Raw genomic sequence first — 15889 nt, forward strand, 5'->3', positions numbered from 1 at the left:
GGCGTCCGCTGCGGCCACGCACGCTCGCGAGACAGGCCAAGGACGATGAAGACGACGAACACCACCGGCAAAGCCCCTTGGGCCCTCGCCCGCTCCGCGCAAGCGACTGTTGCCGCGGCTGCCGTGGCGGACGCGTTCCGTGCGGTGGCCGTCCGGGACGAGTACCTGCACCCCTCGGCCGCGTCCCTGCACACGTCGGGCTTCGTCTCCATGGTCTTCGCCTATCTGATGACTCTCACGGTCGTGCTGTTCCTCGTGTGGCTCGCCCGGGCCCGGCGCAACGCCCTGGAGCTGTCCCCGGAGGCCGCGCTCCCGGGTCGGGGCTGGATGATCGGCGCGTGGTTCATTCCGGTGGTCAACCTTGTTGTCCCTCGCCGGTTCGTCCTGGACATCGGGCGCGCGAGTTCCGCGTCGTGGGGGCGGAAGCGGGACACGACCTTGGTGAACCTGTGGTGGGGTGCCTGGGCCGGGCACATGCTCGTGGTCGTGGTGGGGAGCCGTACGGCCCCGGGGTCGATGGCCTTCCTCGTGGTGGCGGAGGCCCTCATGATCGGGGCGGCCCTGCTGCTGGGGCTCGTCATCGAACGTGTCACGGCGTTGCAGGGTGCAGCCTTCCGCGCCACCGCCCTTCCGGTCACGCCTCTCGCCCAGGCGTAGGCCAGCCGTAGCCCAGGCGTAAGCGGCTCAACCGGCGCACTCCCCCACGCCTGTCCGTATGACCGAAGCGGTCCGATGTGAGCCAGACCACACGCCAGGGGTGCATAGCGGGGCGGGCGCCAGTGCCTTTATTGCAGGTGTAGGGGCGGGCTGAGGCAAGGGACGGCGCGGATGGGGCAGTTGCGGACCGACGAGTTCGACCGGTTCGTCACGGCTCGGTGGTCGGCGCTGCTCCACCTGGCGCGGCTGCTCACCGGCGGAGACCGGCACCGAGCCGAGGATCTGCTCCAGGAGTCGCTGGTGAAGCTGTGGTTCGCCTGGCCGAAGGTGGGCGAGCAGGCGCCCGAGGCATACGTACGCACGGTCCTGGCCCGTGCCGCGGCCCGCTCCTCGCGGCGTCGGTGGTGGGGCGAGCACCCCGTGGACCAGCTGCCCGACCCGCCGCAGACGCGGGACGAGAACGCCGCCGTCGACGAACGGACCCGGCTGGAGGCGATGCTGTCGTCGCTTCCGGCACGGCAGCGGGCCGCTGTGGTGCTGCGCTACTACCAGGACCTGCCCGAGCGGCATGTCGCGGAGGTGCTGGGGTGCCCGGTGGGTACCGCCCGTTCCCTCACGGCACGCGGCGTCGCACGGCTGCGGCTGCTCCTGGCGGCGGAAGCCGAGCCGGTGGAGTGAGAGAGGGAGCCATGGATCTGTTCGAACAGGAGCTGACGCGGATGATGCGCGACAGCGAGGAGGTCACGCCCTACGAGGACCGGCACCGGCTCCGGCTTCAGGCCGGAGTTCGCGCCCGCCGCGTCACCCGGGCGGTCTGGACGGTCACCGGATCCCTGCTGGCCGTCGCCGGACTGGGCGTCGGGCTGATGGTCCTGCCCAATGCCCTCGCCCGGGGCGGACCCACCGGCCCACGGCCCGGCCCCGTCACCTCTGCCGAGTCGGTTCCGACTCCCACGACGGTCCGCCCCGCGTCCACCGCCCGGGAGATGCCGGTGCCGACCGGCACCTCGGCCACCGGGTCGGCGCCGATGCCGTACCGCCAGAGTTCGTCCCAGTCCGATTCCGATCCGGTCCACCTGCCGACGTGGACGTCCACGACCCGCTGGTCCTTGGCGCCCCGGCCAGGCCCGGGTGTTCCCGCCCCGCTCCCGACGAGTTGAAAGCCGACCCAGTGATCCGTGAGAACGCGACCGCCGCCGCGACCGCCGAGGAGCCGCGCGAGGCGGTGACCCTCCGGCCTGGTTCCTGGGAGCGTCGGCTGCGCCTCTTCGGGTATGCGGTACGGCCGCGTACGTCCACGCGGGACCGGCTGGTGGCGCCGTTTCCGGCGCCGGGGCAGGCGCTGTGGCGGGTGCTCAGGCTGTCCCCGGTGGCGGCGGACCGCATGGCGCGCTGGTCGGGGTGGGGCGGGCCGCTGCTGGTGGCGCTCCTCGCCGGGCTGTCGCGCTTCAGGCGTCTGGGAAGCCCGCACGCGGTCGTGTTCGACGAGACGTACTACGCCAAGGACGCCTGGTCCCTGCTGCGGCTCGGGTACGAGGGTTCCTGGCCGGACAGGAAGATCGCCGACCCGCAGATCCTGGCCGACCCCCAGGTGATCCCGCTCTCCGACCCGGGGACCTATGTCGCGCATCCGCCGACCGGCAAGTGGGCGATCGCGGCCGGCGAGTGGATGTTCGGCCTCGACCCGTTCGGCTGGCGCTTCATGACGGCCGTCCTGGGCACGCTGTCGGTGCTGATGCTGTGCCGTATCGGTCGGCGTCTGTTCCGGTCGACGGCACTGGGCTGCCTGGCCGGGGCGCTGCTGGCGATGGACGGTCTGCACTATGTGATGAGCCGTGCCGCGCTGCTCGACATCGTCGTCATGTTCTTCGTCCTGGCGTCGTTCGGCTGCCTGCTCCTCGACCGGGACCACGCGCGTGCCAGGCTCGCGGCGGCCCTGCCGGTGGGCGACGACGGCCACACTCGCCCGGACCAGGACACCGGCGACCGCGCCGGGACCGGAATCCGCCCCTGGCGGCTCGCGGCCGGCCTCTTCCTGGGCCTGGCGGCCTCGACCAAGTGGAACGGCCTGTACTTCCTGGTGTCCTTCCTCGTCCTGACCCTGCTGTGGGACGTCGGCGCCCGCCGTGTCGCGGGGGCACGCCACCCCTACCGGTCCGTGCTGCGCAAGGATCTCGGCTGGGCGACGGTGTCCGTCGTCGCCGTGGCCATCGTGACGTACGTGGTGACGTGGTCGGGCTGGTTCCTGTCCGACGACGGGTACGGGCGCCACTGGGCGGACGGCCGCGGCGGTCCGTGGTCGTGGATCCCGGCGCCGCTGCGCAGCCTGTGGCACTACGAGGTCAGCGTCTACCAGTTCAACGTGGGGCTGGACAGCCCGCACAAATACCAGTCGAACCCGTGGAGCTGGCTGGTTCTCGGCCGCCCCGTACTGTTCGACTACCAGTCGCCGAGACCCGGAACGGACGGCTGCCACACGGCGGCCGGCTGCTCGCAGACGATCCTGGCCCTGGGCACACCGCTGCTGTGGTGGTCGGCGTGCGCCGCGCTGGCGTATCTGCTCCACCGCTGGGCGCTGCGGCGCGACTGGCGCGCGGGCGCGATCCTGTGCGCGGTGGGGGCCGGATATCTGCCCTGGTTCCTGTACCAGGACCGGACGATCTTCTCCTTCTACGCCGTCGTCTTCGTGCCGTATCTGTGCCTGGCCGTGACGATGACGCTGGGCGCGCTGCTGGGACCGCCGGGAGCGGATGCCGCGCGCCGCACGCGGGGTGCCGTGGCCGCCGGAACACTGGTACTGCTCATCGCCTGGAACTTCGTCTACTTCTTCCCGATCTACTCGGGACAGACGATCCCGTATTCCGGCTGGCACACCCGCATGTGGCTCGACACCTGGATCTGAACCTGCCGGGAGGTCCTCAGTCGCCGTGCCCGACACCGCGGTCCGGTGCGCTCATGTCTCCCGTGCGGGGCGTGCCGTCGGCGAGTCCGTAGCGCAGGTACACCGTGCCCTTGGAGCTGACCGCCGGCGGCTGGAGCAGGGTGACGTTCGTGGGCACGGTGCCGTCGTCGAACACCTTCTTGCCGACGCCGAGCATGATCGGGTGCACCCAGAGGTCGATACGGTCGAAGAGCTTCTCGCGCAGAAGGGTCTGCACCAGGTCCAGGCTGCCGACGACCTTCACCTGCTGGTGCCGGTCACGGATCTCGCGTACCGCGCCGGGGAGATCCGGGCCGAGGTGCGTGGACCCGGCCCACGAGAGGTCGGGCGTGCCACGGGAGGCCACGTACTTCGGGATGCTGTTGAAGAGCGTGGCGATGTCGTTGTCCTCGCCGCCCTTCTGGTGCGGCCAGTAGGCGGCGAAGATGTCGTACGTCCGGCGGCCGAGCAGGAGTGCGTCGGTGCCCTCGTACGCGGCGGTGATCTGCTCCCCGGCGGCCTCGTCCAGCAGGGGTGCCTGCCAGCCGCCGAACGGGAACCCCTCCGGGTCCTCGTCGGGGCCGCCGGGCGCCTGCCCGACGAGGTCGAGGGTCGCGAACAGTTCGATGTCGATGAGGCCCATGTCGTACTCCCGATGCCGTGGTCGTTCCCGTCGGAAGGTAGACCGGCGGGCGGCCACGGAATCATCGCCGCGCCGACACCCGGTTTCCGTACCCACCATTTCCGGCACGGGTGGTCTCCGTACGCGTGACTGCGTACAGCGTCGACCGGCCGGCCAGAAAATCGGGCAGACCTGGGCGGCCTGTCCCGGTCCCCGGTGCGGTCAGGCGATCCCGGTGCCGCGCAGCAGCAGCAATGTCACGTCCGCCGCCGCGACCGTGACCGCCGCCGCGAACGCCAGCCGCTCCCAGCGGCGTCCCAGGAGCGTGCCCGCCGTCGCGATCAGGGCGGACATCGCGAGCGCCGCCCATCCCCACCGGCCCGGTGGTCCGGCAGGACCCAGCACCAGAACCCCGGTCGCGGCCACCAGCGGCACCGGCAGCAGCAGCAACGCGCGGTCCGGGCCCAGCCGTTGCGGCCAGCCCCGTACGCCCATCGCCAGGTCCGCGCGAATGTCCGGCAGTACGTCGCCCAGATGGGCGCCGATCCCCAGCAGGGCCCCGGCGGTGACCACCCACCAGGCCGGCCATGGCCGCCCCGGCACCCCGAGCGCGACGAACGCGGGGAGGGAGGCGAAGCCCACCGCATAGGGCGCCCAGGACCACGCTGTCGCCTTGAGCCGCAGGTCGTACGCCCATGCCGCCGACACCCCGGCCAGGTGAACGGCGCCCGCCCACAGACCGCAGGCGAACGACAGCGGTACGCACAGCGCCAGGGCTGCGTACGCGGCGACCCACACCTGCGCCACACCGACGGTGCCGTCGACGACGGGTTTGCCGCGGCGGCCGGCCGCGATGTCCCGGCGCGCGTCGAACGCGTCGTTGCACCAGCCGACGGACAGCTGCCCGGCCAGCACGGCGGCACCGGTGAGGACACAACGCGCGGGGTCCTGGCCGGCGGTCACGGCCAGCGCGACCATCAGGGCGGTGACCGCCACAACGGGTCCGGGGTGGCAGGACCCGGCCAGGCCACCCGCCCGGACGGCCCAACTGACCGCCGGGCCATCGGCCGTCGGCTGCTCGGGGATGCCCACCCGGGCGATCCTAGGCGCTCTTGCCGGGCCGGGCGGGAGACGCGCTCCGGGAGGAGCGGCCGTACGAGGGACCGTTGGTGTCCGAGTCGTCGTGAGGGGAAGATCCGTAGAGCCCCCTCACCCCCGTCGGCAACCGAACAGGAACCACATGACGCGGATCGCCGCAGTTCACGGTGTACTCGCACCGCACCGTCGGACCCAGTCGGAGATCACCGACATGGTGGCCCGTGAGTGTCTGCCGGAGGGCGCCGATCGGGCGGTCCTGGACCGGCTGCACCGCGGCGCGAAGGTCGGCTCGCGGCACATGACGCTGCCGTTCGAGCGGTACGCGGAACTGGACGGCTTCGGCGCCGCCAACGATGTCTATATCGCCGCCGCAACCGACCTGGGGGCGAAGGCCGTCCGGGGCGCTCTGCACGCCGCCGGGCTGACCGCCACTGACGTGGATCTGCTGGTCTTCACCTCCGTCACCGGCATCGCCACCCCTTCGATCGACGCGCGGCTGGTCGGCCGCCTCGGTCTGCGGCCGGACGTCAAACGGCTGCCCCTGTTCGGCCTGGGGTGTGCCGGTGGTGCCGCCGGCCTGGCCCGTATGCACGACTATCTGCTGGGCAGACCCGACCAGGTGGCGGTGCTGCTGTCGGTGGAGCTGTGCTCGCTCAACTTCCAGCGCGGCGACGCCTCCATGGCCAATCTGGTCGCCTCCGGGCTGTTCGGCGACGGCGCCGCCGCGGTCGTGGCGTGCGGCGCGGACCGCCCGATCGGCCCGGCGGAGGCCGGCGGCCCGACGATCGTGGACAGCGTCAGCCATCTGTATCCCGACACCGGGCACATCCTCGGGCTGAACATCGGTGACTCCGGCTTCCGGGTCGTCCTCGACCCTGCCGTCCCCGATGTGGTGCGCCGTCATCTCGCCGACGGGGTCGAGCGGTTCCTCGGCGACCACGGCCTGAAGCCGAAGGACGTGACCGGCTGGGTGTGCCACCCCGGCGGCCCCAAAATACTGGAAGCCGTCGCCGAGGCACTCGACCTGCCCGAACACGCACTCGATGTGACTTGGCGTCACCTGGCCGAGGTCGGCAACCTGTCCTCGTCATCGGTGCTCCATGTGCTGCGCGACACGCTGGCCGAGCATCGCCCGCCGCCGGGCACACCGGGTGTACTCCTGGCGATGGGGCCCGGCTTCGCCTCCGAACTCGTCCTGCTGCGCTGGTAGCCGGCCCTCGGAGGACGCGTACAGGACACGGAAGACACAGGGAAACCATGATCTGGTACGGACTTCTGGTGGCCGGGGTCGCCGCCGAGCGTGTCGGTGAACTCGTCGTCGCCCGCCGCAACGAGCGGTGGAGCGCCGCTCGCGGCGCGAGAGTGAGCGGGCAGGGCCACTACCCGGCCATGGTCGCCCTTCACACCGGTCTGCTGCTCGCCTGCCCGGCCGAGGTGTGGCTGGCCGACCGCCCCTTCGTGCCCGCCCTGGCCTGGCCGATGCTGGCCGTGCTCGCGGGCGCGCAGGCTCTGCGGTGGTGGTGCGTGCGCACCCTGGGGCCCCGCTGGAACACCCGGGTGATCGTCGTTCCCGGTCTGCCGCTGGTGGCGGGCGGCCCCTACCGGTGGCCGTGGCTGCGGCATCCGAACTATGTGGCGGTCGTCGCCGAAGGCGTGGCCCTGCCCCTGGTGCACACCGCCTGGGTCACCGCGACGGTGTTCACGGTGCTCAACGCGGCTCTGCTCGTTGTCCGCGTCCGATGCGAGAACCGGGCGCTGGCCGCCTCGGCGACGCTGTCCGCGTCCGCGTCCGCTCCGGCGTGATCGACGTACTGGTGGCCGGTGGCGGACCGGCCGGGCTCGCCGCCGCCATCCACGCGGCGCTCGCCGGCCTGGAGGCCGTCGTCGTCGAACCCCGGGGCACGCCCGTGGACAAGGCATGCGGTGAAGGAGTCATGCCCGGTGGCGTCGCCGCACTGCGCGCACTGGGCGTCGAGGCCCGCGGACGCGAGCTGCGCGGCATCCGCTACCTGGACGGTGCCGTCCGCGCCGAAGCGTCCTTCCGTGAGCAGAGCGGGCTGGGGGTCCGCCGTACGGAGCTGCACTCCGCCCTGTACGAGCGCGCTGTCGGGCTCGGTGTGCGCGTGCTGCCGGGCAGGGTCGGCGAGGTGCGGCAGAACGCGGACACGGTCACCGCCGCCGGAACCACGGCCCGCTGGCTGATCGCCGCCGACGGCCTGCACTCCCCGGTGCGCCGGAGCCTGGGTCTGGAACTGCCGGGCCGCCCCCACGGCCGCTACGGACTGCGCCGGCACTACCACGTCGAACCGTGGACGGACTTCGTGGAGGTGCACTGGTCCCGGCACGGCGAGGCCTATGTGACACCGGTCGGCGACGATCTGGTGGGCGTCGCGGTCCTCAGCAGCGGCCGTCGCGGGTACGACGAGCACCTGGCCGCGTTCCCGGCGCTCACCGCGTCGCTGCGCGGACCCGCCGCGACGCCGGTACGCGGCGCGGGTCCGATGCTCCAGCGGGTGCGGCGCAGAACCGCCGGCCGTGTCCTGCTCGTCGGCGACGCCGCCGGATACCTGGACGCCCTCACCGGTGAGGGCATCGCCCTGGCGCTGGCGACGGCCGGGGCCGCCGTCCGCTGCCTGGCCGCCGGACAGCCGGAGCGGTACGAGCACGCCTGGGCCCGGCTGACCAGGCGCCACCGGCTGCTGACCGGGGCCCTGCTGGCCGCCGCCCGCCGGCCGGGCGCCGCCCGTCTCGTCGTGCCCGCGGCGTCCTGGATGCCCCCGGTGTTCTCGGCAGCAGTGCGCGCACTGCGGTAGCGGCGGGGTGCCGGGTGCCCCGGTGGAGAGCAGCCGGGCGTCGCGGGTTTGCGGCGCCGGGGCAACTCGCTCCCGGGCGCCCGGGTGGTGGGCCTAGGCTGTTGTCAGGGCCCGAGAAGCGGGGGAACACCAGGGGAATCAAGGGATCATGGCGATTGGGGACAAGCCGGTGTCCGGACGGTCCCGCCCTTCGATGGCGGATGTGGCCCGGCATGCCGGTGTCGCGCCACAGACGGTCTCGCGTGTGTCCAACGGCCACAGCAACGTCGACCCGGCGACCAGAGCGCGGGTCGTCGAGTCGATGCGGGCGCTGGGCTACCGGCCGAACGGAGCGGCGCGCGCGCTGAAGAGCGGCCGGTTCAACACGATCGGTGTCATCACGTTCACGCTCAGGACGTTCGGGAACACGCGCACGCTCGACGCCATCGCCAGGGAAGCCGCCGACGCCAAGTACGCCCTCACGCTCATCCCCGTGCCGGACCCGACCATGGGCGGGGTCTCCGGTGCCTACGACCGGCTCAGCGAGGCGGCCGTCGACGGGGTGATCCTCGTCTTCGAGGCGCATCTCCTGGACGAGGCGGAGCTCAGCCTCCCGCCGGGGGTCCCGATGGTGGTGGTCGACTCCGACACCGGTCCCGGATACACCGTGGTGGACACGGATCAGGCGCAGGGCGCCCGGCAGGCGACGGAACATCTGCTGGAACTCGGCCACCGGCAGGTGTGGCACATCGCCGGACCGCCGACCTCGTTCTCCGCGGCCCGTCGGGTCGAGTCCTGGCGGCACACCCTGCGGTCCGCCGGCATCGCCGCGCCGCCGGTGCTGTACGGCGACTGGACCACCCGGTCCGGATACCGGCACGGGCTGGCGCTGGGCCGCAGGCCGGAGGTCACGGCGATCTTCGCCGCGAACGACCACATGGCGCTCGGTGTCATGCGTGCCCTGCACGAGCTGGGCCGCCGGATCCCGGACGACGTCAGCGTGGTCGGGTTCGACGACATGGAGGAGAGCCATGCCTTCTGGCCGCCGCTGACGACCGTACGGCAGGACTTCGCGGAGGTCGGCCGGCTCAGTTTCCAGAAGCTGCTGGGCAAGATCGGCCGTACGGGGCCCGACACGGTCGACAGGACCCTGGTCCCGACACGGCTGGTGGTGCGGGCGAGCACGGGAGCGCCGCCGCCCTCGCCCGGAGGCGAGGCGCGGCGGCGCTGACGATCCGAACGGGCCGGATCAGTGGTGGGCGGGAGCTTCCGTCGGTGTGGGCTCCGTCGGTGTCAGCTCCGGGTCCACTGCTGGTTGGTGCTGCCGTTGCAGTACCAGACGTCGACCGACGTGCCGTTGCCGGTGCCGCCGCCGGCCGCGTCCAGGCAGAGCGCCGGGTTCGCGACGCTGGTCACGGAGAGGTCCGCGTTCACGTTCCACTGCTGTGCTGTCGCGCCGGTGCAGTCGGAGATGACCACGGGGTCGCCCGCGGTGGCTCCGGTGCCGCCCACGGTCATGCACTTGCTGCCGTAGACGGTGAGCTGCTTGGCCGCGTTCCAGTTCCAGGTCTGGTTCCCGCCCGCGTTGCAGTCCCACAGGTCGAGCCGGGTGTTGTCGGTCGTGCTGAAACCGGGTACGTCGACACAGCGGCCCGAGCCCGCTCCGCGCAGGACCTCGCCGGGAGGCGCGGGCGGCAGGTCGTTGACGGGCGGGGTCTTGCCGAAGCCGTAGCCCCAGCGCAACTGCGCGACTCCGGTGGCGCTGTTGTCCACCAGGTTGCCCTTGGCGTCCAGTGACTCGATCGAGTAGGCGTCGCCGAACCTCAGTCCCGGCCAGTACACCATCCCCATGCCCTTGCCGCGGGCGGTGTTGGTGACGGCCGCGAGGTACGAGGTGTAGATGTTGCCGTTCCACGCGCCGTAGTTCAGCCCGATGGTCATCGGGGCGCCGGCCTCGTCGATGACGGTCCGCCCGGCGTACTTGCCGATCCTCGCTTCGAGGTCGGCGACCCAGTCCGACTGCTTGGTGTAGTCCTTCCAGTACCCGTAGAAGTGCAGGGAGAGCAGCGTTCCGCGCAGTGCGCGGGCCGCGCCGACACCGGTGACGTTGTCGTTGTAGCCGGTGCCGCTGATGACGACACGGCCGCGCGGGACGTCCTTGTACCGGTCGAGCCAGCCGCTGGTGACGGACACCCACTGGTCGAGGGTGTAGCCGTGCGGCTCGTTCATGGGCTCGAAGTAGACGCGCGGGTTCTTCTTGTACTCCCGTACGACGGTGTTCCACATCTTCTTCCAGGCGGCCGTGTCGTCGACCAGGCCGTCCTTGCTGCTGTCGGCCTCCCAGTAGCTGACGATGACCTTGTCGCCGTAGGCCGTGGCCGCGTCGATCGTCGCCCGGTACGACTTCCACCAAGTGGTGCCCACGGTCGCCGGGTTGATCGGCAGCCGCAGGGTGTTGGCGCCCAGGTTCTTCTTGAAGCCGCGCACCATGCGGTCCGTGGTGCGGTACACGGTGCGGTAGTCGTCGGTCACCGACAGCCCGCTGGGCACCACGGCGTCACTGGCGTAATTGTCGCGCGGGTCCGCCCAGTTCACCCCACGGAAGTCACGGGTACCGCCCTTCGAGGAGGCCTTCGCCGACGCCTGCGAGGCGGCCGACGCCTTGACGCCCGACTGGGCGAGGGCGGGGGCCGGGGCGGTCAGGAACATGAGTGTCGCGCCGAAGCCGGCCATGAGCACGCTGGCCAGTCTTCTCGACCTCGTCGGGGTCTTGGTCATGTCGTCTCCAGTGACGGAAATCGCGGAGGGCGGAGTGCGGGTTCGTCACCTGAGCCGAGGCAGTGATGAACCAGGGTCCGGATACGGATGCAGAGACTCGGACCCCTGTAAACCGGCCATGGTTACGTAACCATGGCCGGACAGTGGCACGTCGCCCACACCTGTGACAAGCCCTCGTGACACTTCCGAAACACGCCGGACTCTTTCAGCGGGCCCTGGAGGAAGGCGAGTTCACGCGGAGACGGCCCCGTACGTCAGGAACCGGTCACACGCTCGGCAGGGCGCCGAGCAGCGCCCCCGTCGCCAGGACCACGTACGCGGCGAACGTGACCGAGCTCGTCGCCAGCAGCGTCGCTTTCAGGGGCTGGCGGACCAGCTGGTAGGCGATGAGGCCGGGGACGATGTAGCCGAGCGTCTGATGGCTGAAGAGGTACGGGAACTCGTTCTTGAGCAGCAGGTACAGCGAGGCCTGGATCAGCACGCCGCACATCACCACCGCGGCGAACAGCCGCTTGCCGTACAGGATCACCAGTCGCTGCATCACCCGCGTACCGGCGTAGGTCACTCCGGTCGCACCGAGCACCATCACGAACAGCCGCCAGTCCCCGACGAGCGCCAGGGCCAGCCAGCCGGGGGTGATCATGCCGCCGGGCGAGAGGTTCGTGGTGAGGTAGCAGATCAGGGAGAAGAACAGGCCGAGTGCGATGCCCATGGCGGCCATGTCGGGGCTGAGGTCGACGGGGATCACTGGTTGTAGCCTCCGAGATCGGCGCTGTACTGGTCGGGACCGCCGGCGGCGGTGTCGGCCGGGGGGAGTTGGGCGAGGCGTTCCAGGAAGTGCTCCCCCTGGCCGTGGATGTTGCCTATCGCGACCAGGGACGAGTCCGGGCCGAGGGCGGCGAGCAGGTCGGCGGTGAGCGCGCCGGGGTCGCGGTCGTCGCCGCCGAGGTCGACGACGCGTCCGTTCCAGTGGGAGGGGATGCCGTCGCGGGCGCTCTTGGTGGGGTGCCCGATCAGGAACACGGTGTCGGGGGCGAGGTCGGGGACGATCTGGCCCATCTGGCCGTTGCGTTCGACGCGGTCGGGGCGGCAGTTGATGACGACGTTGAGCGGGCGGTCGATGGCGCCGAGGCCGAGCAGCTGGTTGACGTTCATCAGCGTCGACTCGGGGTCGTTGGCGGCGAAGACGTTGGCGAAGCGCAGCCTGCCGCCCTGCGGGGTGCGGTACTTCTCGACCGACAGCACTCCCGGGTCCGGCGGGGCGTCGTACATGCCCCGCAGGGCCGTCTGACGGTCGACGCCGACGAGTGCGGCGACGGTGAGCGCGATGGCGACGTTCTCCTTGAAGGTGAACCAGGAGAATCCGCGCAGTTCCTCGTCGGAGACGGTCTCCGGGTCGGCGTAGATCAGCTGGCAGTTCCGGGCGTCGGCCTCCTTCTGGAGGATGTGGAAACGTTCCTGCTCGGCGGTGACACAGATGCCGCCGACGGGCATGGACCGGCAGAGCGAGCGGGCCACGTCGTCCAGCGTGGGTCCCATCTCGGCGAGATGGTCCTCGCGGACGTTGCACAGCACGCCGATCGTGGAGCGGATCAGCTTGGTCTGGTTGACCTCCTGGAGGGCCGGCATGACGGCCATGCACTCGATGACGAGGGCGTCGGGCTGGTACGTCGCCGCGCGCCGCACGATGCCGATCTGCTCGACGACGTTGGCGATGCCGAACTTGCGGTAGACCGGCTCCTCGGTGGCGTCGGGGTGGATGAAGCGGGCGGCCGTGCCGGTGGTCTTGGCGACGGTCGTCAGGCCGCCGCCGCGCAGGGCGCCCGCGCACAGGCGGGTGATGGAGGACTTGCCCCGGATGCCGTTGACGAGCACTCGCTGGGGTATGGCGTCGAGGTTGGCGAAGTGCCTGCGCTGTTCGATGATGCCGGCCGTCAGGAGGCCGAGGGCGCCTATGAGGAAGACGCTGAAGAGGAAGATCATGAGGTGGCTTCCCGGTCTATCTCCAGGAGGAGGGTGTCGTCTGCCCCTTGGTGGGCGGTGGAGTGGTCCGTCTCTCGGCGTGGATCGGCGAGTTGTTGCCTCAGGAGTTCGAGGCTGCGGGCGACGGAGCCGACTTCGTCCTGGTGGACGGGGTAGATGACGGCGGTGCGCTCGCCACTCGCGAGTGCCCCCGCGGAGCGGCCGGCGGCGCGCAGCGGGCGCAGCACGGTCAGCTCCAGCCAGCCGAGGCCCAGCACGGCGGCGGCGACGGCGAGGAGGGCCGAGAGTTCGGCGCTCCGCTCGCTCTCGTAGCCGGCCAGGCGCAGCCAGGACGTCGGCTTGTGGGTGACGACGCGCCAGCCGAGGCGGTCGTTGGTTGCTGCGACCCCCTTGACCAGGGCGGCGGCGAGGATGTCCCCGTTGGGCCGCGGCGGTGAACTGAACGCGATGAACCCCTGGTTGGAGGCGATGATCCGCCCGCCCGCGTCGACGAGCCAGGTCCGCCCGAGCCGGGAACGGGTGAGGACCCCGTTGAAGGCGTCCGGCGTCAGCTCACTGACCAGCAGCTGGCGGCTGCCGTCCCCGACGGTCACGGCCGCCGCCACCACGGGCACCTTGCCGCTGTGGTTGAGCTGGACCACACCGGGCGTGTTCGTCTTCACCTGGGCCAGGGCAGCCTTGCGGTCGGTGTCCAGCGGGGTCTTGCCGGCCCGGGCCAGGATCTTGCCCTCGCGGTCGACGAGGTAGAGGGAGCCCCAGTTGTCGTGCCCGGGCAGTTGGTCGTCGAGCACCTTGGCGACGCCGCCCTTGTTGTTGTCCGCGAGCTGGGCGATGGTGGACAGGTCGGCGACGGTCTGGGCGAGGGTGCCGTGGACGCGGTCGGCGGCGGACTGTGTGCGGTACTGCTGGTCCAGGCCGATCTGCTGGGGGACCTGGTCGTCATCGCGGGCCGAGGCGGCGAAGGGGAGGGCGACGGCCCAGGCTGCGATGAGTGCGGCGCAGCCCAGGACGATCACCCGGAGCCCGATCCGCTGCCTGCGTTGCTGTGTGCGGGGCGCGAACCCGGCCGACCGGTCGAGGAGTTGCTGCCGCAGCGATTCCAGCGCGTTCGCGATCCGGCGCGCCTCACCCCGTGCCGCTCGCACGGCGACCGGATCACCGAGGTCGCCCCGGGCGATGCGCTGAGCCTCCTGGTGCAGTCCGAGCAGCGGGCGCTGGATGTACCGCACGAGCAGCAGGGTGACGAGGAGACCGACGGCCAGCAGCGTCCCGGCCGCGGCGAGCCCGGTGAACCGGTCGTCGGCGACGGCGGTTCCGACAGGCACGGCCGCGACCGTCGCCATGGTCAGCTTCAGATCCTTTACGTGCTCGCTATCGGGCACCTCGGCCCGCCCGACGACGTAGTACTGGCGGCCCTCACGCCGTACGTCGACATCCCGGTCCTGTACGGCAGCCCACAGCTCCTCGTCGTACGCCTTGGGTCCGGAAGCCGCGACGATGCGGCCGCGCGCGTCGACGACGTAGGTGTTACTGCCGCCGCTCTGGTTCGGCAGCCGCAGCGCCCCGGTCGACACGACCAACTGCTTCTTGCCGTCGGCGCCTTCGAACAGGGCGTACGACACCACCAGGGCCGCGCCATTGCCGTCGGCCGCGAGTCGGGGCCTCAGCGCGTCCTCGTCGATGTCACCCCGGGGCGCGCCCTTCAGAGGCACGGGTTCCCCGAAGGAGGTGAGTTCCCGTCCCGACACGGCGTCCAGGACGGCGATGCCGCGCCACTTGCCGTAGGCACTTGCCAGCGAGTCCAGCTGGTCCAGGAGGGGTTTCCGCCTGCCCCGGCCGAGCAGGGCGACGGCATCGCGGAGACCCGCGGAATTCGCCTCGATGGAAGTGCCAAGAGAACGGGCGGAATCGGCGGCGATGTCTCCCTGGGAGTCGACAATCGCCCGCGAAACAGCACGATCGTCCGAATTTCCGACCGTGAACAAGGCGAGGCATGAAACGGCAACCAACAGGGTCAGCAGAACCGCGATGGGTGGCCGGACGCCGCCGAGCAACGGCATATCGGCACGTCTTCGCCGGAATAGGCGAGGGCGCCGGGCAGGGCTGGCTGCCTGCATGGGGTCACTCCTGAACAGAGAACGAACGACGGGGAGATTCGAAATCGCGAACGTCCAGGAAGCGTTCGTCCTGGACCTTCCGCGAGAGCGGTCGAGCAACCTTCAAGACGGAGAGGAGAGCAGGACTGTTCAACAACGCCCACGATTTTCTTGCTCATTGACCCTGTGATTGAGCCCACGTGGCGGGCACTGAACGAACGCCTATGCTCTGCGCATCATGCAATTCCCGAGGGATTTCTCACGTCGCCACGCTTTCCTGCTCGCCGCCCTGGGCGTCGGCGCGGCGGCGGCCGTACCGGCGACGTACGCCCTGCTCTCCCCCGACCGGGGCCGGGACTTGGACTTGGACTCGGCGCCCGAGCTGCGCCTCGCGCGCCAACTCGGCGCCTATGTGGCCCACTTCCCCAGGGACGGTGGCTACCGCACCCCCGAGCGTGCTGAGCGCACCGCGCTCGCGGGTGCTGTGAAAGACATCCTGGGCGGTGACCTCGACAGTGCGGAATCCCGCCTGCGGGATGTCAACTACCGCTTGGCCGCCTACAAGTTGGCGAACTCCGGCCGCGAGGTGGTGGAGGTCGCCGAGCCGACCGACACGGGCCGCGGGTGGGGCCGGATCTACATCGACCTGAGCCGGCCCGTCCGCTGGTCCGTCCAGATCCCGCACCCCCGTTCCGACCTGTACACGGAACTCATCGGTGCCGACCTGTTCGCCCGCGCACCCGGCGGTGTCCTGGTTCTGGCGGGCGCACCCCGCGACGCCGCCCGAGGGCGGACGGCCGACATGGCGCACCGCCGCCTCACGGTCTTCAACGCGGTGTGCGACGTACTGGCCGCCCGCCGTGTCCCCGCCCTCCAGATCCACGGCTTCGCCGACGACAGTTCCCCCGGCCACGACATCATCCTGTCGGCGGGCGGCCAGTAC

14 protein-coding genes and 1 pseudogene are annotated in these 15889 nt (G+C 71.1%); 9 read left to right on the forward strand and 6 right to left on the reverse strand.

Annotated elements, in window-relative coordinates:
- Window positions 1–45 precede the first annotated feature (45 nt).
- The 4 genes from AOK08_RS26025 to AOK08_RS26040 all read left to right on the forward strand — a co-directional run bounded on the left by AOK08_RS26025 (window position 46) and on the right by AOK08_RS26040 (window position 3559).
- Window positions 46–657, forward strand: coding sequence for a DUF4328 domain-containing protein (locus AOK08_RS26025; protein WP_055530425.1), 612 nt, complete (start codon window positions 46–48; stop codon window positions 655–657).
- Between the two features lie 171 nt (window positions 658–828).
- Complete coding sequence (locus AOK08_RS26030) at window positions 829–1335, forward strand: SigE family RNA polymerase sigma factor (protein ID WP_055530427.1); 507 nt, start codon at window positions 829–831, stop codon at window positions 1333–1335.
- 11 nt (window positions 1336–1346) lie between these two features.
- Window positions 1347–1817, forward strand: a complete 471-nt coding sequence (locus AOK08_RS26035) for a hypothetical protein (protein ID WP_055530429.1) — start codon at window positions 1347–1349, stop codon at window positions 1815–1817.
- Window positions 1818–1828: 11 nt separating this feature from the next.
- Window positions 1829–3559: a dolichyl-phosphate-mannose--protein mannosyltransferase gene (locus tag AOK08_RS26040; protein ID WP_079054265.1), complete on the forward strand. Its 1731-nt coding sequence runs from the start codon at window positions 1829–1831 to the stop codon at window positions 3557–3559.
- A 16-nt stretch (window positions 3560–3575) separates the two neighbouring features.
- Here AOK08_RS26040 and AOK08_RS26045 read toward each other — a convergent pair whose 3' ends face one another.
- On the reverse strand, window positions 3576–4220 hold the full coding sequence (locus AOK08_RS26045; RefSeq protein ID WP_055530431.1) for a dihydrofolate reductase family protein: 645 nt from the start codon (window positions 4218–4220) through the stop codon (window positions 3576–3578).
- Between the two features lie 201 nt (window positions 4221–4421).
- The gene (locus tag AOK08_RS26050) at window positions 4422–5291 is read right to left on the reverse strand and encodes a UbiA family prenyltransferase (protein ID WP_055530433.1); all 870 of its coding nucleotides are present in this window, start codon (window positions 5289–5291) and stop codon (window positions 4422–4424) included.
- Window positions 5292–5439: 148 nt separating this feature from the next.
- On the opposite strand from AOK08_RS26050, the gene AOK08_RS26055 reads away from it, so the two are divergent.
- From AOK08_RS26055 to AOK08_RS26070, 4 genes are all read left to right on the forward strand, one after another.
- Window positions 5440–6507: a type III polyketide synthase gene (locus tag AOK08_RS26055; RefSeq protein ID WP_055530435.1), complete on the forward strand. Its 1068-nt coding sequence runs from the start codon at window positions 5440–5442 to the stop codon at window positions 6505–6507.
- Window positions 6508–6554: 47 nt separating this feature from the next.
- The gene (locus tag AOK08_RS26060; RefSeq protein ID WP_055530437.1) at window positions 6555–7100 is read left to right on the forward strand and encodes an isoprenylcysteine carboxyl methyltransferase family protein; all 546 of its coding nucleotides are present in this window, start codon (window positions 6555–6557) and stop codon (window positions 7098–7100) included.
- Window positions 7097–8110, forward strand: a complete 1014-nt coding sequence (locus tag AOK08_RS26065; RefSeq protein ID WP_055530453.1) for an NAD(P)/FAD-dependent oxidoreductase — start codon at window positions 7097–7099, stop codon at window positions 8108–8110. The genes AOK08_RS26060 and AOK08_RS26065 overlap by 4 nt, the downstream gene beginning before the upstream one ends.
- A gap of 148 nt (window positions 8111–8258) precedes the next feature.
- Complete coding sequence (locus AOK08_RS26070) at window positions 8259–9320, forward strand: LacI family DNA-binding transcriptional regulator (RefSeq protein ID WP_055530439.1); 1062 nt, start codon at window positions 8259–8261, stop codon at window positions 9318–9320.
- A gap of 62 nt (window positions 9321–9382) precedes the next feature.
- Here AOK08_RS26070 and AOK08_RS26075 read toward each other — a convergent pair whose 3' ends face one another.
- The 4 genes from AOK08_RS26075 to AOK08_RS26090 form a co-directional block, all read right to left on the reverse strand.
- Window positions 9383–10867 carry a ricin-type beta-trefoil lectin domain protein gene (locus tag AOK08_RS26075; RefSeq protein ID WP_055530441.1) on the reverse strand — a complete coding sequence of 495 codons (1485 nt, stop codon included), beginning with the start codon at window positions 10865–10867 and terminating at the stop codon, window positions 9383–9385.
- Window positions 10868–11132: 265 nt separating this feature from the next.
- Window positions 11133–11615 carry a poly-gamma-glutamate biosynthesis protein PgsC/CapC gene (locus AOK08_RS26080; RefSeq protein ID WP_055530443.1) on the reverse strand — a complete coding sequence of 161 codons (483 nt, stop codon included), beginning with the start codon at window positions 11613–11615 and terminating at the stop codon, window positions 11133–11135.
- On the reverse strand, window positions 11612–12850 hold the full coding sequence (gene pgsB / locus AOK08_RS26085; RefSeq protein ID WP_055530445.1) for a poly-gamma-glutamate synthase PgsB: 1239 nt from the start codon (window positions 12848–12850) through the stop codon (window positions 11612–11614). The genes AOK08_RS26080 and pgsB overlap by 4 nt, the downstream gene beginning before the upstream one ends.
- Window positions 12847–14910 carry a HAMP domain-containing protein gene (locus tag AOK08_RS26090; RefSeq protein ID WP_055530447.1) on the reverse strand — a complete coding sequence of 688 codons (2064 nt, stop codon included), beginning with the start codon at window positions 14908–14910 and terminating at the stop codon, window positions 12847–12849. The genes pgsB and AOK08_RS26090 overlap by 4 nt, the downstream gene beginning before the upstream one ends.
- Before the next feature lie 274 nt (window positions 14911–15184).
- Here AOK08_RS26090 and AOK08_RS26095 point away from each other — a divergent pair.
- Window positions 15185–15889 (forward strand): annotated as a pseudogene (locus AOK08_RS26095) (hypothetical protein); the annotation flags it as partial.

It is taken from the genome of Streptomyces graminilatus (genome assembly GCF_001418565.1).
In the GTDB taxonomy this organism is placed as follows: Bacteria; Actinomycetota; Actinomycetes; order Streptomycetales; family Streptomycetaceae; genus Streptomyces; species Streptomyces graminilatus.

Excerpts from the sequence above, each read along its gene's own strand:
- AOK08_RS26025 (WP_055530425.1), top strand. The coding sequence starts at position 46 with ATGAAGACGACGAACACCACCGGCAAAGCCCCTTGGGCCCTCGCCCGC.
- AOK08_RS26030 (WP_055530427.1), top strand. The coding sequence starts at position 829 with ATGGGGCAGTTGCGGACCGACGAGTTCGACCGGTTCGTCACGGCTCGG.
- AOK08_RS26035 (WP_055530429.1), top strand. The coding sequence starts at position 1,347 with ATGGATCTGTTCGAACAGGAGCTGACGCGGATGATGCGCGACAGCGAG.
- AOK08_RS26045 (WP_055530431.1), bottom strand. The coding sequence starts at position 4,220 with ATGGGCCTCATCGACATCGAACTGTTCGCGACCCTCGACCTCGTCGGG.
- AOK08_RS26055 (WP_055530435.1), top strand. The coding sequence starts at position 5,440 with ATGACGCGGATCGCCGCAGTTCACGGTGTACTCGCACCGCACCGTCGG.
- AOK08_RS26060 (WP_055530437.1), top strand. The coding sequence starts at position 6,555 with ATGATCTGGTACGGACTTCTGGTGGCCGGGGTCGCCGCCGAGCGTGTC.
- AOK08_RS26070 (WP_055530439.1), top strand. The coding sequence starts at position 8,259 with ATGGCGATTGGGGACAAGCCGGTGTCCGGACGGTCCCGCCCTTCGATG.
- AOK08_RS26075 (WP_055530441.1), bottom strand. The coding sequence starts at position 10,867 with ATGACCAAGACCCCGACGAGGTCGAGAAGACTGGCCAGCGTGCTCATG.
- pgsB (WP_055530445.1), bottom strand. The coding sequence starts at position 12,850 with ATGATCTTCCTCTTCAGCGTCTTCCTCATAGGCGCCCTCGGCCTCCTG.
- AOK08_RS26090 (WP_055530447.1), bottom strand. The coding sequence starts at position 14,910 with ATGCCGTTGCTCGGCGGCGTCCGGCCACCCATCGCGGTTCTGCTGACC.